The following is a 22229-nucleotide window of genomic DNA, read 5'->3' as shown; positions in this document are numbered from 1 at the left end:
CCGCTTCTCACCGATTTTCGCCGGTGCTTGCTGAACCGTATCCCTTGAAAAGCGTCAACCCGGCGCAGGCCGGGTTCCAGGTTTTTCGGTCATTCAACCGAAAATTGTGCCCAAGCCTGCGCCGGGGCGACGATTTGCAAGGCACGGGCCAGCCCGAAGGAGCGGCCCTGCCGTTCTGCTTAGCTGCGCTCGAGATCGATATCGATACCCAGCGAGCGGATTTCCTTGACCAGCACGTTGAACGATTCCGGCATACCGGCGTCGATCACATGGTCGCCCTTGACCAGGTTCTCGTACACCTTGGTACGGCCATTCACGTCGTCCGACTTGACGGTCAGCATTTCCTGCAGCACGTACGATGCGCCGTACGCCTCCAGTGCCCACACCTCCATCTCACCGAAGCGCTGGCCGCCGAACTGGGCTTTACCACCCAGCGGCTGCTGCGTCACCAGCGAGTACGGACCGGTCGAACGGGCGTGCATCTTATCATCAACCAGGTGATGCAGCTTCAGCATGTGCATGAAGCCCACGGTCACCTTGCGCTCGAACGCTTCGCCGGTGCGGCCGTCGAACATCGTGACCTGGTTCTTCGACGGGGTCATGCCCAGGTGCTTGGCGATCGGGTCAGGGAAGGCCAGGTCCAGCATGCGGCGGATTTCTTCCTCGTGCGCACCGTCGAACACCGGGGTCGCGAACGGCACGCCGTTCTTGAGGTTGTTCGCCAGCGAGACGATTTCCTCGTCGCTGAAGTTGTCCAGATCTTCCTTCTTGCCGGTCTCGTTGTAGATCTTGCCCAGGAAAGCGCGCAGTTGCTCGGTCTCTGCCTTGGCCTTGATCATTTCGCCCAGACGCAGGCCCAGACCTTTCGCTGCCCAACCCAGGTGGGTTTCCAGGATCTGACCGACGTTCATACGCGACGGCACGCCCAGCGGGTTCAGCACGACGTCGGCCGGGGTACCATCGGCCATGAACGGCATGTCTTCCACCGGCACGATACGCGAGACCACACCCTTGTTACCGTGGCGGCCCGCCATCTTGTCGCCCGACTGCAGGCGGCGCTTGACGGCCAGGTAGACCTTGACCATCTTTTGCACGCCCGGCTGCAGCTCGTCGCCTTGCGTCAGCTTCTTGCGCTTTTCTTCGAACGCCAGGTCGAACTGGTGACGCTTCTCGTTGATCGATTCCTTCATCGCCTCGAGGGCGTTGGCGGTTTCGTCGTCGGCCGGGCGGATGTCGAACCAGTGGAACTTGTCCAGGTCGGCCAGGTACTCGGCGGTGATCACGGCGCCCTTGTTCAGCTTCTTCGGACCGCCATTCACGGTCTTGCCCACGAGCAGACGCTCGAGACGCTGGAAGGCGTCGCCTTCCACGATACGCAGCTGGTCGTTCAGGTCCAGGCGGAAGCGCTTGAGTTCATCGTCGATGATCTGCTGGGCGCGCTTGTCGCGCACGATGCCTTCACGGGTGAACACTTGCACGTCGATCACGGTGCCGACCATGCCCGAAGGCACGCGCAGCGAGGTGTCTTTCACGTCCGACGCTTTTTCGCCGAAGATCGCGCGCAGCAGCTTCTCTTCCGGGGTCAGCTGGGTCTCGCCCTTCGGGGTCACCTTACCGACCAGCACGTCACCGGCTTGCACTTCGGCGCCGATGTAGACGATGCCCGACTCGTCCAGGCGAGCCAGCTGGTTTTCGGCCAGGTTCGAGATGTCGCGGGTGATTTCTTCCGGTCCCAGTTTGGTATCGCGGGCAACCACCGACAGTTCCTCGATGTGGATCGAGGTGTAGCGGTCGTCCTTGACGACATTCTCAGAGATGAGGATCGAGTCCTCGAAATTCAAGCCGTTCCACGGCATGAACGCCACCAGCATGTTCTGGCCCAGGGCCAGTTCGCCCAGGTCAGTCGATGCGCCGTCGGCGATCACGTCACCGCGTGCGACACGGTCGCCCACTTGCACGATCGGACGCTGGTTGATGTTGGTGTTCTGGTTCGAACGGGTGTACTTGATCAGGTTGTAAATGTCCACACCGACTTCGCCGGCTTGCGCCTCGTCGTCGTTGACGCGGATCACCACGCGGCCTGCATCGACGTAGTCCACCAGACCGCCACGGGTTGCCTGCACGGTCGTGCCCGAGTCCACCGCCACGGTGCGCTCGATGCCGGTACCGACGAAGGCTTTTTCCGGACGCAGGCAAGGCACGGCCTGGCGCTGCATGTTGGCGCCCATCAGTGCACGGTTTGCGTCGTCGTGCTCGAGGAACGGAATCAGCGATGCCGCCACCGACACGACCTGGCCCGGGGCCACGTCCATGTACTGGATGCGCTCCGGCGACACCAGGATGGTCTCGCCGGCTTCACGCGCCGACACCAGCTCGTCGACCAGCTGGCCTTCGCCATTGATCGCGGCGTTCGCCTGGGCGATGATGTAGCGGCCCTCTTCGATCGCGGACAGGTATTCGATCTTGTCGGTGACTTTCGAACCATCGACCTTGCGGTACGGGGTTTCCAGGAAGCCGTATTCGTTCAGGCGGGCGTACAGTGCCAGCGAGTTGATCAGGCCGATGTTCGGGCCTTCCGGCGTTTCGATCGGGCAAACGCGGCCGTAGTGGGTCGGGTGCACGTCGCGGACTTCGAAGCCGGCGCGCTCGCGGGTCAGGCCGCCCGGGCCCAGTGCGGAAACACGGCGTTTGTGCGTGATTTCCGACAGCGGGTTGGTCTGGTCCATGAACTGCGACAGCTGCGACGAACCGAAGAATTCGCGGATCGCGGCCGAGATCGGCTTGCTGTTGATCAGGTCGTGCGGCATCAGGTTGTCCGCTTCGGCCTGGCCGAGGCGTTCCTTGACGGCGCGCTCGACGCGCACCAGGCCGGCGCGGAACTGGTTTTCAGCCAGTTCGCCGACGCAACGCACGCGGCGGTTACCCAGGTGGTCGATGTCGTCGACTTCGCCGCGGCCATTGCGCAGCTCGACCAGGATCTTGATCACGGCCAGGATGTCTTCGTTCGACAGGGTCATGTCGCCGGTCAGCTCGTCACGGCCGATACGGCGGTTGAACTTCATGCGGCCGACAGCCGACAGGTCGTAACGTTCCGGCATGTAGAACAGGCCGTTGAACAGCGCCTCGACCGATTCTTCGGTCGGCGGTTCGCCAGGACGCATCATGCGATAGATCGCCACGCGTGCGGCGGTCTGGTCGGCGGTGTCGTCGGTGCGCAGGGTCTGCGAGATGTAGGCGCCCTGGTCCAGGTCGTTGGTGTACAGCGTCTGGATCGATTCGATGTCGGCGTCGCGCAGCTTGCCCAGCAGTTCGTCGGTCAGCTCGTCGTTGGCGTTGGCGATGACTTCACCGGTGTCGCCGTCGACCACGTTGGTGGCCAGCACGCGGCCGACCAGGTAGTCTTCCGGTACCGAGATGAACGAGATGCCGGCGTTCTCGATGTCGCGCACGTGCTTGGCATTGATGCGCTTGTCCTTCTGGACCAGCGTCTTGCCCGACTTCGGATCGACGATGTCGAAGCGCGCGACTTCGCCGCGCAGGCGCTCGGCCACGAATTCCAGTTCCGCGCCTTCCGAGCGCAGGTTGAAATTGTCAAAGACGAAGAAGTTCGCCAGGATCTGCTCCGGCGTCATGCCGATGGCTTTCAGCAGGATCGTCACCGGCATCTTGCGGCGGCGGTCGACGCGGAAGAACAGGATATCTTTCGGGTCGAACTCGAAGTCCAGCCACGAGCCGCGATATGGAATGATACGTGCCGAGAACAGCAGCTTGCCCGACGAGTGCGTCTTGCCGCGGTCGTGCTCGAAGAACACGCCCGGCGAACGGTGCAGCTGAGAAACGATCACACGCTCGGTGCCGTTGATGACGAACGAACCGTTGGCGGTCATGAGCGGCAGTTCGCCCATGTACACTTCCTGTTCCTTCATTTCCTTCACGACCGGCTTGGTCGGCGATTCCTTGTCCAGGATCACCAGGCGCACCTTGGCGCGCAGCGGCGACGCGAAAGTCAGGCCGCGTTGTTGGCATTCCTTGACGTCGAAAGCAGGGTCACCCAGCACGTACGAGAGGAACTCGAGGCGCGCAAAACCGTTGTGCGACACGATCGGGAAAATGGAGGTGAAAGCCGATTGCAGGCCCTCGTTCTTGCGGACGGTCGGACCAGCGTCCGCCTGCAGGAAATTCTCGTAAGACTCCAGCTGCGTAGCCAGGAGATAGGGAACGTTGTGAACGTTGGCGCGCTTCGCGAACGACTTGCGAATGCGTTTCTTCTCAGTAAATGAGTAGTGCATGGACACTCCGTGAGTGACAGAAAGGGATGAGACTTCAGGGATTGCCAGTGGAATGACGCCACCACATGCAAGACCTCAAAACTCGCCGCGTTTCGGTCAGGTGATAAAGGACAGCCGGTACTGCTGTGTTACGATTACTGTGGTGCTGCTACGGCGCTGCCGCCGCCGGGGTGACGCTTTTTTGCTGCAGGGACGACAAAAGAGCCAAAGCCGCATACCCCACCTTCCGGCAGGGATCTGCAAGCTTTGACTCCGGCGCCGGGCGCTGTCGCCAGCGCCCGTTGCATATGTATTACTTGAGCTCGGCCTTGGCGCCAGCGTCTTCCAGCTTCTTCTTGGCGGCTTCAGCGTCAGCTTTCGGCAGGGCTTCCTTGACGGTCTTCGGTGCGCCGTCAACGACGTCCTTGGCTTCTTTCAGGCCCAGGCCGGTGATTTCACGAACGGCCTTGATGACGCCGACCTTGTTCGCGCCGACTTCGGTCAGAACAACGTTGAACTCGGTCTGCTCTTCAGCAGCCGGAGCAGCAGCGCCGCCGCCAGCAGCCGGTGCCGACATTGCAGCTGCCGACACGCCGAACTTCTCTTCGAAAGCCTTGACCAGGTCGTTCAGTTCCATGACCGACATTGCGCCAACTGCGTCCAGGAACTCTTCTTTGCTAATTGCCATTTGAAACTCCAAATATTTGATGTGTAGTTAGTACTAGAACAAAAAGACTGGCTTACTCTGCTGCTGCTTCGGCTTCTGCCGGAGCTGCGGCGCCTTCGCCTTTTTGTGCCGCGACTGCGGCCAGAACTCGTGCAAAGCCGGAAACCGGAGCCTGCATGACGCCCAGCAGCTGGGCGATGAGGACTTCACGGCTCGGGATGCTTGCCAGCGCGGTAACGCCGGCGACATCCAGGTTCTTACCAGCGTAGTTACCGCCCTTGACCACCAGTTTGTCGTTGGTCTTCGAGAAGTCGCTGATGACCTTGGCGGCAGCCACGGCGTCGTCCGAGATCGAGTAGATCAGCGGACCAACCATGCTGTCGGCCAGAGGTGCGAACTGGGTGCCTTCCACAGCGCGGCGAGCCAGCGTGTTCTTCAGAACACGCAGGTACACGCCCTGCGAACGAGCATTTGCACGGAGTTTCGTCAGAGCACTAACCTGGATGCCACGGTACTCGGCGACGACGATGGTTTGCGCGCTTGCTACTTTCGCGCTAACTTCTTCGACGACGACCTTTTTGTCATTCAGATTAAGACCCACGGTCAATCTCCTTAAATGATGTGAGGGAAATCCCCCGCATCGGTTCGAACACGGCGTCCGAAGTTAAGAAGTACGACATAGCATCGACTACAAAACTTGTTCGGGTTCGCCATCTGCGTTGGGTGATCTATTAACCTCCAGCCTGACGGATGCCTTCGGCCCAACGGTCTTTGATTGCCTGGCGGGGTTCAATCCGCCAGCCCAAAGATCTGCCCCGCCGTCGGAACGGCGGGGACTTAATTCTTGTTACTGGCCGTTCAGGGTAGCGTGATCGACACGCACACCGGCGCCCATGGTCGACGACAGTGCGACCTTGCGCAGGTAGATACCCTTCGACGATGCCGGCTTGGCCTTGTTCAGGGCGTCGATCAGCGCGACCAGGTTGGTCTTGAGCTGCTCGTCCGAGAACGACTTGCGGCCGATGGTGGCGTGGATGATACCGGCCTTGTCGGTGCGGTACTGGACCTGACCAGCCTTGGCATTGCGCACGGCGCCTGCCACGTCCGGGGTCACGGTGCCGACCTTCGGGTTCGGCATCAGGCCGCGCGGGCCCAGGATCTGACCCAGGGTACCGACGATACGCATGGTGTCCGGCGAAGCGATCACGATGTCGAACGGCATGTCGCCGGCCTTGACGCGGTCTGCCAGGTCTTCCATGCCGACGATGTCGGCACCGGCTGCACGAGCCTGCTCGGCCTTGTCGCCTTGGGCGAACACGGCCACGCGGACGGTCTTGCCGGTACCGGCCGGCAGGACCACCGAACCACGAACCACCTGGTCCGACTTCTTCGGGTCCACGCCCAGCTGGACGGCGACGTCGATCGACTCGTTGAACTTGGCGGTTGCGAATTCTTTGATGATCGAAACGGCGTTGTCGAACGCGTAAACCTTGTTGCGATCGACTTTGGCTTTCATTTCTTTGGTGCGCTTGGACAGCTTAGCCATGTTAGATACCCTCCACCGTGATGCCCATCGAACGAGCCGAGCCGGCGATGATGCGCACAGCGGCATCCATGTCGGCAGCGGTCAGGTCCGGCTGTTTGGTTTTTGCGATTTCTTCAGCCTGGGCGCGGGTCAGCGTGCCGACCTTGTCGGTATGCGGCTTCGGCGAGCCCTTGACGACGCCAGCGGCTTTCTTGATCAGGTAGGTTGCCGGCGGGGTCTTCATCTCGAAGGTGAAGGACTTGTCCGCGAAGGCGGTGATCACCACCGGAATCGGCATACCCGGCTCCATGCCTTGGGTACGGGCGTTGAACGCCTTGCAGAATTCCATGATGTTCAGACCGCGCTGGCCGAGTGCCGGGCCGATCGGGGGGGAGGGATTTGCCTTACCAGCCGCCACTTGCAGCTTGATAAAACCGACGATTTTCTTTGCCATGTCAGGCTCCTAGTCGATTGAGTGGTATCGCCCCTACCGGTACCACTTATCCGGCGGAGCTCCTCTTATCGGATTCCGCCTTGCTGCTGCGACGCTCCGATTGGGCGTTTTAGACTTTCTCTACCTGGCCGAACTCCAGTTCCACCGGAGTCGCGCGGCCGAAGATGGTGACAGTGACACGCACCTTCGACTTTTCGTAGTTGACTTCCTCGACGTTGCCGTTGAAGTCGGTGAACGGGCCTTCCTTGATGCGCACCTGCTCGCCCACTTCGTACAGCACTTTGGGCCGCGGCTTTTCGACGCCTTCCTGGACCTGCTGCATGATCTTGTCGATCTCGCGCGCCGGGATCGGCGTCGGCTTGTTGCTCTTGCCGCCGATGAAGCCGGTGACCTTGGGCGTATTCTTCACGAGGTGCCAGGTCTCGTCGGTCATTTCCATCTCGACCAGCACATAACCCGGGAAGAAGCGCCGCTCGGACACCGATTTGCTGCCGTTCTTGACTTCGACCACTTCTTCGGTCGGGACCAGGATGCGGCCGAACTGCTCTTGCATGCCGCCGCGCTCGATGCGGTCGGTCAGGCCGCGCATCACGCTCTTTTCCATGCCCGAGTAGACATGCACGACGTACCAGCGCTTGTTGCTGACCGGCGTGCTCAGCGGGGCACCAGCGTCTTGTGCCGGGACATCACCCGGCACGTTGTCTTGCTGAACGTTATCGCTCATTACTGTTTCCACCCCAGGATCACGTCGTACATCAGGAACTCAAGAATCTTATCCGTGCCCCACAGGAAAATCGCCATCACCAGCACGAAACCAAATACCACGGCGGTGATCTGGGTCGCTTCTTTGCGGGTGGGCCAAACAACCTTCTTCGTTTCGCGTACGGATTCCTTGGCGAAGCCCAGGAAATCGCGTCCGGCAGCAGACGTCCACAACAGCAGCACGGCAACGACAAGACCAGCCACGAGTGCGCCTGCGCACATCAGAGCTGGTTTGTTCTGGCCTTTCAGAATGAAGAAGCCGACCACGCCTGCAATCGCAGCAACCACTGCCAGCACGACCTTGAACTTGTCGTTCGAGGTGCTGACGGTTTGCACGGATTGATTAGACATACTTATTTACTTTCGGGTGCTGAGCACCGAATTCGGTGGCAGGGGAGGAGGGAATCGAACCCGCGACCTTCGGTTTTGGAGACCGACGCTCTGCCAATTGAGCTACTCCCCTACATAAACTTCTCGTTGAATCGAACATTATACGCGGCGCGGAGGCGCCGCGCAATGTTCTTTTTTGGGGAAGGCTGGAACGCCCTCCCCGGTGAGACACTTTTACTACAGTCGCTGATTAGGCGATGATCTTGGCAACCACGCCGGCGCCGACGGTACGGCCACCTTCGCGGATTGCGAAGCGCAGACCTTCTTCCATCGCGATCGGAGCGATCAGCTTGACGGTGATCGACACGTTGTCGCCCGGCATGACCATCTCTTTATCGGCCGGCAGAACGATCGAACCGGTCACGTCCGTGGTACGGAAGTAGAACTGCGGACGATAGTTGTTGAAGAACGGGGTGTGACGGCCGCCCTCGTCCTTCGACAGCACGTACACTTCGCCGGTGAAGTCGGTGTGCGGCTTGATCGAGCCCGGCTTGGCCAGAACCTGGCCACGCTGGACGTCTTCACGCTTGGTGCCGCGCAGCAGCAGGCCGACGTTGTCGCCAGCTTGACCCTGGTCCAGCAGCTTGCGGAACATCTCGACGCCGGTGACGATGGTCTTGACGGTGTCGACGATACCGACGATTTCGATCTCTTCGCCGACCTTGATGATGCCGCGCTCGACACGACCGGTCACCACGGTACCGCGGCCCGAGATCGAGAACACGTCTTCCACCGGCATCAGGAAGGCGCCGTCAACGGCACGTTCCGGGGTCGGGATGTAGCTGTCCAGTGCGTCGGCCAGCTTCATGATCGCGTCTTCGCCCAGCTCGCCTGCCTGGCCTTCCAGGGCCATACGTGCCGAACCCTTGATGATCGGCAGGTCGTCGCCCGGGAACTCGTACTTCGACAGGAGCTCGCGCACTTCCATTTCGACCAGTTCCAGCAGTTCTGCGTCGTCGACCAGGTCGCACTTGTTCAGGAACACGATGATGTACGGAACGCCAACCTGACGCGCCAGCAGGATGTGCTCGCGGGTCTGCGGCATCGGGCCGTCAGCGGCCGAGCACACCAGGATCGCGCCGTCCATCTGGGCAGCGCCGGTGATCATGTTCTTGATGTAGTCGGCGTGGCCTGGGCAGTCAACGTGCGCGTAGTGACGGTTTGCGGTCTCGTACTCGACGTGCGCGGTGTTGATGGTGATGCCGCGTGCTTTTTCTTCCGGAGCCGCGTCGATCTGGTCGTAGGCCTTGGCTTCACCGCCGAATTTCTTCGACAGGACGGTTGCGATTGCAGCCGTCAGGGTGGTTTTGCCGTGATCAACGTGACCGATAGTGCCGACGTTGACGTGCGGCTTGGTCCGTTCGAATTTTTCCTTAGCCATTCTAGACTCCTAAGATCCAACAATATTTGAAAAGTACCGGGCTCACACGACGGTCGAGCTACTGACTGCCGCTAAAATTCTGGTGCCCTTGACGTGGATTGAACACGTGGCCTCTCCCTTACCAAGGGAGTGCTCTACCACTGAGCTACAAGGGCTGATTTGAAACTGGAGCGGGTGAAGGGAATCGAACCCTCGTCATAAGCTTGGAAGGCTTCAGCTCTACCATTGAGCTACACCCGCACGAGGTACAACTTGCATTCAATTCAACTTCACGATCCACGCATTGGTGGTGGGGGCTGGATTCGAACCAGCGTACTCAGAGAGGGCAGATTTACAGTCTGCTGCCTTTAACCACTCGGCCACCCCACCGCGAAGAACCGCAGAGTATGAAGTACGCGCAATCTGTTGTCAACTATTGTCAACTGCCTTCACTAGAACTGATCTAGCACACAGAGTGTCGTTGCTTCGGGGCGTGATTGTATAGACCCGGCTGCAAGTCTGCAAGGGCTGTTTTTCATTTAATTTCAATAAAAACGCAGGCGGCTCAAGCGCCCGCGCCGAGGGCGGCCAGCACCTGCCCTTTCAGCGCCTTGATCAGCGCGGTTTCGTCGGGTGGCACGCCCTCCGGCGCGGTGGTGATGCGGTCGGCGTAGAACAGGCCCAGCCGGACCTGGTTGACCACCAGCGGCAGCACGATGAAGCTTTGCGCCTCCGGCAGCAGCGCCTGGTGCCAGGACGGCAGCAAGTCGCGGATCCTCGGGCTGGAGGCATCGGCGATCATCAGGTCGGCGTCGTTTTCCATCGCCAGGTGAAACAGGTCGCGGCTGGGGGTTGACGGAAACGCGAACCCGGCCTGCTGACGGGCCTGGCCGGCGCCGAACGATGCGCGGGCGCGGTACTGGCCGGACCTGGCGTCCTTCAGCGCCACGGTCGCGAAGCGAAAGCCCATCGACGTGTACAGCGTCTCGAGCACTGCAAGGATGAGCTCGTTGACCTTGTGCTGCCCGGAAGCGCGCATCTGCGTGACCTCCTGCACGCCCGCCAGCAGCTGGTCGCGCGCGTTGCGCGGCTTGCCGCTCGGCCAGGCGCCCTGCTCTTCCCGATCCGATCCAAGGGTGGCCAGCATCAGCACGTCGGGCAGGCCGGCGCCGTCCGGCTCGGCCTTCTGTCTGGGCAGCGGCTGCATGTTCATGCTTTCCATCAGGCTGTTCATTTCCTGCGCCACCGCGTCGAGCAGCGCTTCCAGCTCGGCCGCGCCGAGGTTCAGCGCACTGCCGTAGCGCGCCAGCAGGCGCTGTGCTTCCGGCGTGCCGGCCGCCGCGTCGGCGAGGCCCGCACAGCGGCCCAGCAATTGCGCCACCTCCTGGCTGAACGACGCCACCTGGCGCATCCATTCGCCGCGATTGAGCGCCACCTTCAGCGCGCCCTCGCCGAGGGCACGCTGGGCGCGCATGATCACGTCCGGGATATTCCACTCGGCCAGCACCGCTTCCGACAAGGCCTCGTAGCTGCAGCCGAGGATCATCTGCGCGGCCTGGGCCAGCGTGTGCTTGCCGGTCGCGGCCAGGGCGGCGATCTCGCGATAGCGCTCGTGCGCGTGCGACGCCGCCAGCAAGGGCCCGAGATTCTTGAACAGGGCGCCGATCGAGGCTTCCTCGGCGCCCTGGTAAAAGCTGTGGCGCGCCATCTCGCGCCCGACCAGGCTGGCGTACAGCGACGCTTCCAGCTCCACCCGCACGCTGTACGCATGCTCGCTGCTGGCCAGTGCGTCGACCAGCAGCATCGCCAGCGCCGTGGTCTTGACGTTGTCGAAGCCGAGCAGGGAAATCGCGCGCGAGATGGTGGTGACGGCGGTGCCGGCTGCGGTCCGGTAGCGCACCGTGTTCGCCAGGCGCAGGATGCGCTGGGTCAGGGCGACGTCGGACAACACGTAATACGCCAGGTCGTGCGTGCCTTCGTCGTCCGACGAGGCCATCTGCACCACGCGCGCGACCGAGCTGCCGAGCGCGAACATGTCTTCGTCGCCGCAAACCTTGTGCAGCAGCGCCGCGCGCACGCGCCGGCCGTCCGGGGCAGCGCCGTCGTTTGGCGCCGTAGGAAGGAGGACTGCCGGACCCATGATCTTGTTCAATTACACCGCTTTCTTCGGACGCGCGCCCTTGTCGTATTTTTTCTGGATCTTCAGGTGCAGGCCGGCCAGTGCCGGCAGCTTCGGATTGACCGGGTCGAGCCGGCGCACCGCGCCGATGTACTGCAGCGCCTGCTGGCCGAGGCGCTCGTCCCAGCCGTCGTGGTCCAGGCATTTGAGCACCGCCAGGGCGGCGTTGAACACGACTTGCGGATTGTCGGGCAGTTTGGTGACCGCTTCCTCCATCAGCGTCACCGCCCCCTTGAAGTCGCCCTCGCGCGCGCGCGTGGCGCCGCTGGCGACCAGGTCGACCACCTGCTGGCGGCTCTCGGCCGCCAGCTGCCTGGCCAGGTCAGCGTGGCCGGCGTTCTCGAACACCGCCATCGCCTTGGCCAGCACGGCGCCGCTGCTGGCGTTGCGCATGACTTCGCGCATGACTTCGGCCGCGCCCTCGGCCTGGTGGTTGTCGATCGCCACCCGCGCCAGCTCCAGCTTGAGCTCGGGACGCAGCTCGGGCGCGTCCTTGCTGGCGCCGAGCGCCGCGATCAAGGCTTCGTTCAGGCGCGTTTCGTTGCCGGTGTACTCGTGCACCATGCTGGCTGCGATCGCGCTGCACAGCGTGGTGTGCTTCTGGAACGCCATCGATTTGTCGAGGTCGCGGATCACGGCCGCGGCCTGCACCGGATCGCCCTTGCGCACCAGCGTCTGCACCAGGCGCACATGGTCTTGCGGATCCTTGAATTCGGAATACCTGGCTTTACTCACCACCTGCTTGAGGATTTGTTCGGCGGTGTCGTGATCTCCTGCCTCGAGCGCCGTCTCGCCCAGCTTGCGCAGGCGCCGTACCGCATGCGGTGACACGCCGACCGCCTCGCCCAGCACCGCCTGCGCCCGGCCCAGCTCGCCGACCGCCTCGTGGGTGCGCGCCAGCCAGTCGTAGGCATCGACGAAGTTCTTGTTCGTGTCGACCAGGCCTTCGAGGATGTCTTGCGCTTCGCCGAAGCGCTCGCGCAGGAACAGGGTTTTGGCCAGGCCCAGGCGCGCCCAGGCGATCGCCTTGGTTTCGATCAGGCGCTGGTAGATCGGCGCCGACTGCTCCGGTTCGCCCAGGAACATGTGCAGTTCGGCGCGCAGGCGCATGAAGTCGATCAGATAACGCGGATGCTTCGCCTCGCCTTCCAGGCAGGCGTCGATCGCCTCGCGCTGGCTGCCGGCCTCCATCAGCTGGTACACCGGCAGCAGCGCATTGCGGCGCTCCAGGCCGCGGCGGATGCGTTCCAGCAGGCGGTCGGCCGTGAACGGTTTCAGGATGTAGTCGGTCGGACCGAGTTCGGCGGCGCTGACGACCTTGCCGTAATCGCCCTCGGCCGTAACCATGAAGAACATCGTCGACAGCGGCATCAGCTTGTGGTGGCGCACGTCCTCGAGCAGCTGCTGGCCGTCCTGTCCGCCCTCCAGCCCGTATTCGCACAGGATCAGGTCATAGGGCTTGGTGCCGAGGTGCTTGACGGCCTGGTTGGAACTGCCGGCGTGCTCGACCTTCGATAGGCCGCACTGGGTCAGCATGTTGTGAATCGTCGCGCGCATTCCGGCATGCGGCTCGATGATCAAGGCGCTGAGGCCGTCAAGTTCGTTCATGTTCCGGTTTTTCCGTAGTGCCGCGGTGGGCGTAGGCAGGCTGCATGGGCCTGCATTCTCTGCGGAGTATATTACGTCACGGGAACAAAAAACTTGAATATCGGCAACATGGATTGCGAGTGGTTTTAAAACCACACCGCGCTTGCCGCCGCCCTGCCGGCGCAGCTCAGGCGTCGGGATGCGGTGCGGCTGCCTGGCGCAACACGCGCTTGCCGTTGATGCAGTCGGTGCGTGCTCCGCCCAGCAGGATGTTCTGGTAGCGCACTTCGTACTTGCCGGCCGCGAGCTTGTCGATCAGGAACTTGGCGCGGCCCAGCACATAGGTGTAGCGCACGTTGGAATGGCGGTCGAGGTCGTAGATCTTGACCAGCACCGGGGATGGGTTGCTGCTGTTGTCGACCAGCACCTGCATTTCCTCGCCCTGGTTCCCGAGCGGGAACCCGTCGATGTAGCCGGACTGCGGCGGCCACGGGTCGCCGTTCGGTGCGATCTGGCTTTGCAGGTCGGTGTCGCAATCGGGCTGGCGCGCCGGCACCACCAATTGCGTTACGCCGAGCGCCTTGACGTCGGGCGGCGCATCGGGCGATTCCGGCTGCCCGGCGGGGCGCGCCCAGCCGTCGCTTCTGGCCTCGGCGACGGCATCGCCGGCGGGCGCTTCGGCGACGGCGGCGCTGGCGCTGGCGCTGGCGCTGGCACCAGCGTTGGCGGCGTCCTGCCCGGTCGGCGCCGGGGACGACACGCCGGCGGTCGGCTTGCCGGCAAAGGCCAGCGCGCTGGGCAGCATCCTGGGGGCATCGATGGCGATGAAGACGACCGCCGCCCCAAGGCCGAGGCAGGCCAGCATCGCGCCCCACCAGCGTGGATCGCGCAGCACGCGTGCGCGCGCCCGCGCATCGACGTGGCGCGGCTCCCAGCCGGCATCGCCGCGCGGCTTGTCGCGGCCGTCCTCGCCATGCGAGCTTTCCAGCCACTCGACTTCCCACTCCTCGGCGGCGATCCACTCGTCGTGCTCCTTGCGGCGCACAGGGTCGGACAGGATGTTGTAGGCGGTATTGACGATCGCCATGATGCGCGCGGCGCGTTCGTCGCCCGGATTCTTGTCGGGGTGGTATTTCTGGCTCAACGCCTTGTAGGCCGCACGAATGACTTCCTGAGGCGCATGGCGCGATACCTTCAGGTTGTCATAATGGGTATGGATCTTGGCCATGGCGTGGTGTGTGCCGCTCCGGCGGGTTGCTCTTATATTAGCTGAATCACGGCAGAGCAAGCATAGCCGGGTTTGTATCCTGTGCGCAAGATGCCGAAAATACTACAGGCGATGGCTGCGGTCGGCGCGCGCGATGGCCGGATCGAGTTCGACCCCGTGGCCGACCAGCAGCACCTTGAACAACTCCCCCATCTCGGCCGGCGACACCAGCTTTTGCACCGCCTTCGACTGCGGCAGGTAGCGCAGCGTGTCTTCCGGGTCGGTCTGCAGCAGCAGCTCGCCGATGCCGCAGGCCAGCAGGAAGGCGGCCTGGCTCATGTAGCCGAGCACGTCCAGCCCGGCATCCTGGGCGGCCAGCGCCATCGCAGTGAAGTCGACGTGGGCGGTGAGGTCCTGCAGGCCAGGCACGTAGAACGGATCGGGGTGCGCGTGGTGGCGGTAGTGGCACATCAGGGTGCCGCCGCTGCGCTCGTCGAAATAGAACTCGCGCGCCGGAAAACCGTAGTCGACCAGGATCGCCGCGCCGCGGCTGCCCTTGGCCGTGAACATCGCGGCCAGCGAACCCATGAAACCGCAGGCGACCGGGTGCACTTCGGTCAAATACCCATCCTGCAGTTGCTCCGCATCGGGGATCTGGCGCGCAATCTGCTCGAGCAGCGCGCCGTCGGGCTCGCCCGGTTCGAACGCAAAGCGGCCTTCGTCGATGGTGACCATCTGGCGGCGCCAGCGTCCGCCTTCCTTGACGACCAGTTCGACCGGCATCGCGTCGAGCACCTCGTTGGCCAGCACGGCGCCCTGGAAGCTTTCCGGAAAGCCGCTCAGCCAGCGCACCTGCGGGTAGGCCTTGAGCGCTTCCTGCTGGCGCGCGCGCAGTTCGCCCGACAGTTCGATGATGGTGTAGCTCTCGACCGCCACGCCCATGCGCGCCAGCGCGTCCAGCACGTCGCGTGCGAGTTTGCCGGTGCCGGCGCCGAATTCGATGATGTTGGGCCCAGTTTGCGCCATAATAGCGGCGGCCGCGCGCGCCAGCGTGGCGCCGAACAGCGGACTGATCTCGGGCGCGGTGGTGAAATCGCCTTCCGCGCCCAGCTTGGCCGCACCGCCGCTGTAATAGCCCAGGTTGGGCGCATACAGCGCCAGCTCCATGAAACGCGAAAACGGGATGGCGCCGCCTTGGTTTGCGATCTCGGCAGCGATCAAACGCTGCAGGGCTTGGGACGCGGCGAGCGCGTCGCTGTTCGGTGCGGGAAGAGACATCCTGCCATTGTAGCCAAGATCAGATGACACATACCACTTCGACATCCTCTCCCGTCTCGTCCGCGTCCGCGCGCGTGGCTCTGGTCACCGGCGCCGGCCGCCGCATCGGCCGCGCGATCGCGCTCGGCATGGCCGAGGCCGGCTGGGACATCGCGATCCACTACCGCCACTCCGCGGACGAGGCCGCGCAGGTCTTTGACGCCGTGCGCGCGCTCGGCAGGCGCGCCGTGCTGGCGCCGTGCGACCTGGCCGACGAGGCGGCGGTGCGCGCCCTGCCGGGGCACGTGGTCGAACAGCTGGGCCGGCTCGATTGCATCGTCAACAACGCGTCGTTGTTCGAATACGACAAGCCGGCCGCGTTCTCGCCTGGCTTGCTGGCGGCCCACATGCAGTGCAACCTGGCCGCGCCGCTGCTGCTGGCGCAGGCCCTGCACGCGCTGACCCCGGCCGACGGGCAAGCGGTGGTGATCAACCTGTTGGATCAGAAACTGTACAATCTCAACCCGGATTTTTTGTCATACACGCTGTCGAAAGCGGCGCTGCACACCGCCACCACGATGCTGGCCCAGGCGCTGGCGCCGACCCTGCGCGTGGTCGGCGTGGCGCCCGGCATCACGATGGTGTCCGGCGACCAGGCCGAGGATGGCTTCGAGCGCGCGCACTGCGTGACCCCGCTGGGCCGCTCGTCCACCCCGCAGGACATCGTCGACGCGGTCCTGTATGCGGCCTCGGCGCGCGCGCTGACCGGCACCACACTGCTAGTCGACGGCGGCCAGCATCTGGTGCCGCTCGAGCGCGACGTGATGTTCTTGACGAAATAGCAAAATTTAAGACCCTACCATCAAAGGTTTCCTATGTTGTCCGCCCTGTCCCACCCGCAACTGCGCGATTGCCGCAGGCTGTTCCTGCGCAATTACGAAGTCATGATCAACATCGGTGTCCATGACTTCGAAAAAAAGGGCGAGCAGCGCGTCCTGATCAACGTCGACCTGTACATCCCACTGGCCGAGTCGACCCCGAAGGACGACCAGCTGCACGAGGTGGTCGACTATGACTTCATGCGCGAAACCATCGCCAAGCGCCTGGCGCAAGGCCACATCCACCTGCAGGAAACGCTGTGCGACGACGTGGTGAAAGCCATGCTGACGCACCCGCGCGTGCGCGCGGCCCAGGTGTCGAGCATGAAACCGGACGTGTATCCCGACTGCGAAGGCGTCGGTGTCGAAGTATTCCAGATCAAGGATTGATGCAACATGAATGACATGACGATGGCGCGCGAAATCGACAAAACCGGCGACGAGACCGTCGACGCCGCCGACAAGCGCGCCGATAAAAGCGCCGACAAGGTCACTTACGAAAACAACAAGCTGCACAAGCGCTTGTGCCGCCTGGTCGGCCAGGCGATCGGCGACTTCAACATGATCGAGGATGGCGACAAGGTGATGGTCTGCCTGTCCGGCGGCAAGGACAGCTACGCCCTGCTCGACATCCTGATGACGCTGCGCGAGCGCGCGCCGATCAAGTTCGAGCTCGTCGCCGTCAACCTCGACCAGAAACAGCCGAATTTCCCGGCCGACGTGCTACCGGCCTACCTCGACAAGCTCGGCGTTCCGTACCACATCGAGAACCAGGACACCTACAGCATCGTCAAGCGCCTGATCCCGGAGGGTAAAACGACCTGCTCGCTGTGCTCGCGCCTGCGGCGCGGCATCCTGTACCGCGTCGCCGATGAGCTCGGCTGCAACAAGATCGCCCTCGGCCACCACCGCGACGACATCCTCGAGACCTTTTTCCTGAACATGTTCTTCGGCGCGAAGATCAAGGGCATGCCGGCCAAGCTCGTCTCGGACGATGGCAAGCACATGGTGATCCGCCCGCTGGCCTACGTGAAGGAAGCCGATACCGAGCGTTACGCCGAAGTCAAGGGGTTCCCGATCATCCCGTGCGATTTGTGCGGCTCGCAGGAAAACCTGCAGCGCAAGCAGATCAAGGCGATGCTGCGCGACTGGGAAAAGAAATACCCGGGCCGCGTGGAAAGCACGTTCTCGGCGCTGTCGACCGTCGTGCCGTCGCACCTGATGGATCGCGACCTGTTCGGCTTTACGGAACTCAAAACCGACGGGATCGAAAATCCGAACGGCGACATCGCTTTTGATGAGGAACCGTGCTCGACGCCGGCGAGCGTACCGGGCATGATTCCGCTCCAGCCGCTGTAATTTTCCTTCCTCATCCGGCCTGCCGCTCGGTTTGCGATCGATCGGCACCCGAAGATTTCAAAAAATACAGTTGCTTTGCTGACCATGTTTCAGAAAAGCGTTGTAATATTCTTACCCCAGCCTGACGCCGCGGCGCCAGGCACCCTTGCAACCACCTGGATCACCCCATGCAAATCGGCCAACCTGCCAGCGCCGCCCAGAGCGGCGCCGCCAATGCCAATACGAACGTCGGCAGCCTGCGCGTGTTTGTTTTCGCGCTGTTCTTCATCTTCGGCGGCATCACCAGCCTGAACGACGTCATCATCCCCAAACTGAAAGACCTGTTCACCCTGACCTATGCCCAGGCGATGCTGGTGCAGTCGGCATTCTTTGCCGCATATTTCATCGTCTCGCTGCCGGGTGCGACCATCGTGCGCCGCATCGGCTACATGCGCACCGCCGTGGTCGGCCTGCTGACCATGACCGTGGGCTGCCTGCTGTTCATCCCGGCATCGTCGTCGGGTAAGTTCGTGACCTTCCTGCTGGCCCTGTTCGTGCTGGCGGCCGGCATCACCATCGTGCAGGTCGTGGCCAACCCGCTGATCTCGATGCTGGGCGCGCCGCAGACCGCGCACAGCCGCCTGACCTTCGCGCAAGCCTTCAACTCGCTCGGCACCACGGTGTTTCCTTACATCGGCTCGATCCTGATCCTCGGCTCGCTGGCCAAGGTCGACCAGTCGACCCTGGGCGCCGAGGCGCTGGCGACCTACCGCGCCGCCGAAAGCCAGGTGGTGGTGCACACCTACCTCGGCCTGGCGATCGCGCTGGCCGTGGTCGCGCTGCTGGTCTGGTTCAACCGCAACAAGCTGGTCGAGCAGACCAGCCCGGAAGGCAGCAAGTCGAACCCGTTCAGCCTGCTCAAGCGCACCCGCTTCGCCTTCGGCATGCTGTGCATCTTCCTGTACGTCGGCGCCGAAGTGGCGGTCGGCTCGCTGATCGCCAACTACCTGATGCAGCATGACGTGCTGGGCCTGGGCGCGGAAGCCGCCGGCAAGCACGTGTCGCTGTACTGGGGCGGCGGCATGGTCGGCCGCTTCCTGGGCGCCTACATCCTGCGCATCTGCTCGCCGGGCAAGGTGCTGGCCTCGGCCGGCGGCATCGCCGCGCTGCTGCTGCTGATCTCCGCCACCAGCACCGGCGCGCTGTCCGGCTGGTCGCTGCTGGCGATCGGCCTGGTCAACTCGATCATGTTCCCGACCATCTTCAGCCTGGCCTCGGAAGGCCTGGGCGAACGCGCAGCCGAAGGCTCGGGCCTGATCTGCATGGCCATCGTCGGCGGCGCCATCGTTCCGCTGCTCACCGGCTTCACCGCCGACCAGACCAGCCTGCGCCTGGCGCTGATCGTGCCGGCCGTGTGCTACCTGCTGATCCTCACCTTCGGCTGGTACGCCCGCCGTCCGCTGCAGAACTGCTGAGCGCAGGCTCATTGCGCGCCCGCTGCGGACGGTTCCGCGGCGGCGCGCGTGCCGAAACGCCGCGCCGCGAAGCGGTTGAAGCGGCGCCGCATCGGGTCCTCGACCCAGCGAAACGTCCACCGCGACACCACCAGCACCAGCGCCACGTAGCCGGCCAGGAACGCCAGCCGCGCCAGGCTCCCTTCCGCATACCTCCGCCCCGCATTCCAGCCCAGCAGGATCACGGGATGCATCAGGTAGATCGAATACGAATACCGGCCCAGCAACTGCAGCGGCGCCGCGCCGAACAGCCGCGCCAGCGGTCCCGCATCGGCGCGGATGCTCAGCAGCAGCAAGCCGAACAACAGCGGCGCCGCCAGCGCCGCGGCCGGCACGCGCGCAACCAGCAGGAACATGACCAGCAGTGCGGCCAGACTGGCAGCCTGGCCGAGCGCCAGCCTGCGCCCTTGCGATCGGGCCCGCGCCGGTCCGCGGATGCGCACCTCACTGAGCGTGGCGCCCAGGAAGAAGCCGGCCAGGCAGCGCCAGTAGCCGTAGTCGAAGGTCAGGTCCATGCAGCCGCCTCCGGCCAGGCAGCCGCGCACGTGGACGCTGGCCCAGATGCTCACTCCATACGCCAGCACCGCCATGACGGCGAACCCGGCCAACCGCGCCGGCCCGCGCAGCAGCAGGCACAGCGCGGCGAAGGCGATGTAGGCATAGAACTCGGTGCTGATGCTCCACGTCGCATAATTCATGATCACGTGATCGAACAAGCCCAGCGAATGGGTCATGGTCAGGGTGGCCAGCCACTCGGACAGCGGCGGCCGGATGGTGAACCATCCCGCACCGGCCGCGCCATCGAGCCGTTGATGCGCCAGCATGGCCACGTTCGCCAGCAGCAGATAGGCCAGGGTCGCCACCAGCATCAGCGGCAGCAGGCGCCCGATCCTGCGCACCAGGAAGCTCGGCAGGGATGCCGGACGATCGAGCTTGCCCGCATACGCCGCGCAGATCAGGAAGCCGCTCAGCACGAAGAACAGGTCGACGAACAGATAGCCGGCGCGGACGCGCACGATCGGCGGCTCGGCCAGGCCGAAGTGGAACAGCGCCACCAGCAAGGCCGCCAGGCCGCGTGCGCCTTCGAAGGCGCGCACCAGGGGGCGTCCCGTCATGGCTGCAGGTCCGTCTCGGCCGGGCTGGCGTCGCGCGGGCGCGCGAGCCCGAGCGCACGCAGCGCGCGCGCGTTGACCTGGTCGCGCTCCGCGTCGCGTAGCCAGCCCCACTTGTTGAAGTAGCGCGCCGCCGACACCAGGTGGTGCCACAACAGGCGCCATTCGTGGTACGAGCCTTTGGCGTAGGCGTGCACGATGCTCACGTGCGGCACGAACACGGTGCGCGCGATGCGGCCGACGCGGCGCGACAGGTCGACGTCCTCGAAATACAGGAAGAAGCGTTCGTCGAACAGGCCGGCGCGCGCCACCACGTCGACCCGCATCAGCAGGAAGCAGCCGGACAGCGCCGGCACGTCCATCACGCGGTTGTAGCCGGTGCCGTGCAATTCATAGCGCGCCAGCCGTCCGCTCGATCGGTGCAGCAGCGGGCAGAAACGGCGCACCAGCAGTTCGGCCGGATGCGGCAGCAGCTTGCACAGCGGCTGCAGGCGCCCGTCCGGGTACAGCACGCGCGGCGCCACCATGCCGACATCCGGGTGCTGCTCCATGTAGGCCAGCAGCTTGCCGATCGCGTCGAGCGGAATCTGCACGTCGGGATTGAGCACCAGGTGATAGGCGTGACCGGCCGCCGCCGCCAGCGACAGGGCCCAGTTGTGCGCGCGCGCGTAGCCGGGGTTGTCGGGCTGGTGGCGGTAGTGCACGCGAAAGCGCGCGGCCAGGTCGCGCAAGGCATCGGTGCGCGAATTGTCGACCAGGTAGACCCGCATGTCCGGCGGCGCCGTGGTGACGCTGGCCAGCAGCCGCTCGACCTGTTCCGGCCTGTTGTGGTAACAGACGATGCAACAGCTGACCAGGGCGCCGGCATTCATTTGCGGGGCTCGCGCAGGTGGAAAAACGCCATGTGGGTGAACCAGGTGTCTTCCCAGCCGTGGCAGTTCGGGTGCGTCGGCGCCAGCAGCGCCGGACGGCCGCTGCCGCGCGATTCAGGGCGGCCGATCGAGAGGTCGTGGAACCAGACTTCGGCGTGCCCGAACCAGCGCCGGAAATCGGCCAGCACCTCGGGAATGTCCTGGGTACCGAAGGCGACGTCGCAGGCGCTGTTGGTGGCGGCGGCGTCCCAGCGGTTTTCGAACCAGCGCGCATGGCGCCGGTCGAGGTGGTGGACGTCGACCAGGAAGGCTTCGTTGACCGGCGGCGCCGCGGTGCGGCAATACGGATAGTATTTGGAGAAGAAGAACTGCAGCGTGGCGCAGGCGCCCGGCTTCAGGATGCGCACGATGTCGTCGAGGATGCGGGCGCGCGTGTCGTGCACGCAGATGTGCTGGAGCGAGATGGCGCAGTAGGCGAAATCGTAGCTGCTCGACGCTGCGGCGCCGCAGTCGGCGCCGGCGCTGAGGAAGATCTCGGCGCCGGGGGTGCGTGCGCGCGCCGCCCGCACCATCTTTTCCGAGATGTCGGCGCCGTCGACCTGCGCCAGCAGGCGCGCCATGCGGCGCACCATGCGCCCTTCGCCGCAGCCGATCTCGAAGCCGCGCGCGCGGGCCGCATCGGGCAGCACGGGTTTGCGGATGTCGCCGTAGCGGTGCAGCAGGTGCGTCTCGTAAGGAAAGTTCTCGTGAAACTCGTAGTTGCCGACGATGTCCTCGACCGCCAGCGGCGCCTCGTCGTAGTACGCCTTCTGCATGCGCGCGTATTGGGTCAGGTGCTCGCTCATTGCCGCTCCTCCGG

At 63.9% G+C, this 22229-nt stretch carries 19 protein-coding genes and 4 tRNA genes; 4 read left to right on the top strand and 19 right to left on the bottom strand.

Annotated elements, in window-relative coordinates:
- Positions 1–179: 179 nt before the first annotated feature.
- The 16 genes from rpoB to FA90_RS20320 all read right to left on the bottom strand — a co-directional run bounded on the left by rpoB (position 180) and on the right by FA90_RS20320 (position 15677).
- Positions 180–4289, bottom strand: coding sequence for a DNA-directed RNA polymerase subunit beta (rpoB, locus tag FA90_RS20395; RefSeq protein ID WP_036172101.1), 4110 nt, complete (start codon positions 4287–4289; stop codon positions 180–182).
- A 292-nt stretch (positions 4290–4581) separates the two neighbouring features.
- Positions 4582–4956, bottom strand: a complete 375-nt coding sequence (rplL, locus tag FA90_RS20390) for a 50S ribosomal protein L7/L12 (RefSeq protein WP_036172099.1) — start codon at positions 4954–4956, stop codon at positions 4582–4584.
- 52 nt (positions 4957–5008) lie between these two features.
- Positions 5009–5536: a 50S ribosomal protein L10 gene (gene rplJ / locus FA90_RS20385; protein ID WP_036176515.1), complete on the bottom strand. Its 528-nt coding sequence runs from the start codon at positions 5534–5536 to the stop codon at positions 5009–5011.
- A 246-nt stretch (positions 5537–5782) separates the two neighbouring features.
- Positions 5783–6481 (bottom strand): 50S ribosomal protein L1, encoded by a 699-nt coding sequence (gene rplA / locus FA90_RS20380; RefSeq protein WP_036172096.1) that lies wholly within the window; start codon positions 6479–6481, stop codon positions 5783–5785.
- A 1-nt stretch (position 6482) separates the two neighbouring features.
- Positions 6483–6914: a 50S ribosomal protein L11 gene (gene rplK, locus FA90_RS20375; RefSeq protein ID WP_036172093.1), complete on the bottom strand. Its 432-nt coding sequence runs from the start codon at positions 6912–6914 to the stop codon at positions 6483–6485.
- A 109-nt stretch (positions 6915–7023) separates the two neighbouring features.
- On the bottom strand, positions 7024–7638 hold the full coding sequence (gene nusG, locus FA90_RS20370) for a transcription termination/antitermination protein NusG (protein ID WP_036172091.1): 615 nt from the start codon (positions 7636–7638) through the stop codon (positions 7024–7026).
- On the bottom strand, positions 7638–8027 hold the full coding sequence (secE, locus tag FA90_RS20365; protein WP_036172087.1) for a preprotein translocase subunit SecE: 390 nt from the start codon (positions 8025–8027) through the stop codon (positions 7638–7640). The genes nusG and secE overlap by 1 nt, the downstream gene beginning before the upstream one ends.
- 36 nt (positions 8028–8063) lie before the next feature.
- Positions 8064–8139 (bottom strand) — tRNA-Trp (locus tag FA90_RS20360).
- 117 nt (positions 8140–8256) lie between these two features.
- The gene (tuf, locus tag FA90_RS20355; RefSeq protein ID WP_036172084.1) at positions 8257–9447 is read right to left on the bottom strand and encodes an elongation factor Tu; all 1191 of its coding nucleotides are present in this window, start codon (positions 9445–9447) and stop codon (positions 8257–8259) included.
- An 80-nt stretch (positions 9448–9527) separates the two neighbouring features.
- Positions 9528–9602 (bottom strand) — tRNA-Thr (locus FA90_RS20350).
- Positions 9603–9613: 11 nt separating this feature from the next.
- A tRNA-Gly gene (locus FA90_RS20345) sits at positions 9614–9687 on the bottom strand.
- A gap of 44 nt (positions 9688–9731) precedes the next feature.
- Positions 9732–9816, bottom strand: a tRNA-Tyr gene (locus FA90_RS20340).
- A 175-nt stretch (positions 9817–9991) separates the two neighbouring features.
- Complete coding sequence (locus tag FA90_RS20335) at positions 9992–11566, bottom strand: HDOD domain-containing protein (RefSeq protein ID WP_081934121.1); 1575 nt, start codon at positions 11564–11566, stop codon at positions 9992–9994.
- Positions 11567–11578: 12 nt separating this feature from the next.
- Positions 11579–13213 carry a tetratricopeptide repeat-containing response regulator gene (locus FA90_RS20330; RefSeq protein ID WP_036172081.1) on the bottom strand — a complete coding sequence of 545 codons (1635 nt, stop codon included), beginning with the start codon at positions 13211–13213 and terminating at the stop codon, positions 11579–11581.
- Between the two features lie 166 nt (positions 13214–13379).
- Positions 13380–14420: a J domain-containing protein gene (locus FA90_RS20325; protein WP_036172079.1), complete on the bottom strand. Its 1041-nt coding sequence runs from the start codon at positions 14418–14420 to the stop codon at positions 13380–13382.
- Positions 14421–14522: 102 nt separating this feature from the next.
- Positions 14523–15677, bottom strand: a complete 1155-nt coding sequence (locus FA90_RS20320) for a class I SAM-dependent methyltransferase (RefSeq protein WP_036172075.1) — start codon at positions 15675–15677, stop codon at positions 14523–14525.
- A 23-nt stretch (positions 15678–15700) separates the two neighbouring features.
- Between FA90_RS20320 and FA90_RS20315 the strand changes: the two genes are divergently transcribed.
- The 4 genes from FA90_RS20315 (at position 15701) to FA90_RS20300 (ending at position 19347) form a co-directional block, all read left to right on the top strand.
- Positions 15701–16498, top strand: a complete 798-nt coding sequence (locus FA90_RS20315) for an SDR family oxidoreductase (RefSeq protein ID WP_051971954.1) — start codon at positions 15701–15703, stop codon at positions 16496–16498.
- Between the two features lie 33 nt (positions 16499–16531).
- Positions 16532–16924 carry a dihydroneopterin aldolase gene (locus FA90_RS20310; protein ID WP_036172069.1) on the top strand — a complete coding sequence of 131 codons (393 nt, stop codon included), beginning with the start codon at positions 16532–16534 and terminating at the stop codon, positions 16922–16924.
- A 6-nt stretch (positions 16925–16930) separates the two neighbouring features.
- Entirely contained in the window at positions 16931–17893 is a 963-nt protein-coding gene (gene ttcA / locus FA90_RS20305; RefSeq protein ID WP_081933964.1) for a tRNA 2-thiocytidine(32) synthetase TtcA, read from the top strand.
- A gap of 167 nt (positions 17894–18060) precedes the next feature.
- The gene (locus tag FA90_RS20300) at positions 18061–19347 is read left to right on the top strand and encodes a sugar MFS transporter (protein ID WP_036172066.1); all 1287 of its coding nucleotides are present in this window, start codon (positions 18061–18063) and stop codon (positions 19345–19347) included.
- 8 nt (positions 19348–19355) lie between these two features.
- On the opposite strand, the gene FA90_RS20295 is transcribed toward FA90_RS20300, so the two are convergent.
- From FA90_RS20295 to FA90_RS20285, 3 genes are read right to left on the bottom strand one after another with little or no spacing between them, the layout of a single operon-like run.
- The gene (locus FA90_RS20295; RefSeq protein WP_197065333.1) at positions 19356–20501 is read right to left on the bottom strand and encodes an acyltransferase; all 1146 of its coding nucleotides are present in this window, start codon (positions 20499–20501) and stop codon (positions 19356–19358) included.
- Positions 20498–21370 carry a glycosyltransferase family 2 protein gene (locus tag FA90_RS20290; protein ID WP_051971953.1) on the bottom strand — a complete coding sequence of 291 codons (873 nt, stop codon included), beginning with the start codon at positions 21368–21370 and terminating at the stop codon, positions 20498–20500. The genes FA90_RS20295 and FA90_RS20290 overlap by 4 nt, the downstream gene beginning before the upstream one ends.
- Positions 21367–22215, bottom strand: coding sequence for a bifunctional 2-polyprenyl-6-hydroxyphenol methylase/3-demethylubiquinol 3-O-methyltransferase UbiG (locus FA90_RS20285; RefSeq protein WP_036172060.1), 849 nt, complete (start codon positions 22213–22215; stop codon positions 21367–21369). Before FA90_RS20285 ends, FA90_RS20290 begins: the two co-directional genes overlap by 4 nt.
- Between the last annotated feature and the right edge of the window lie 14 nt (positions 22216–22229).

This window comes from Massilia sp. 9096 (assembly GCF_000745265.1).
Lineage (GTDB): Bacteria > Pseudomonadota > Gammaproteobacteria > Burkholderiales > Burkholderiaceae_D > Telluria.
Note: the sequence above shows the minus strand (reverse complement) of the source record. Positions and strands in the feature narration are given on the sequence as shown.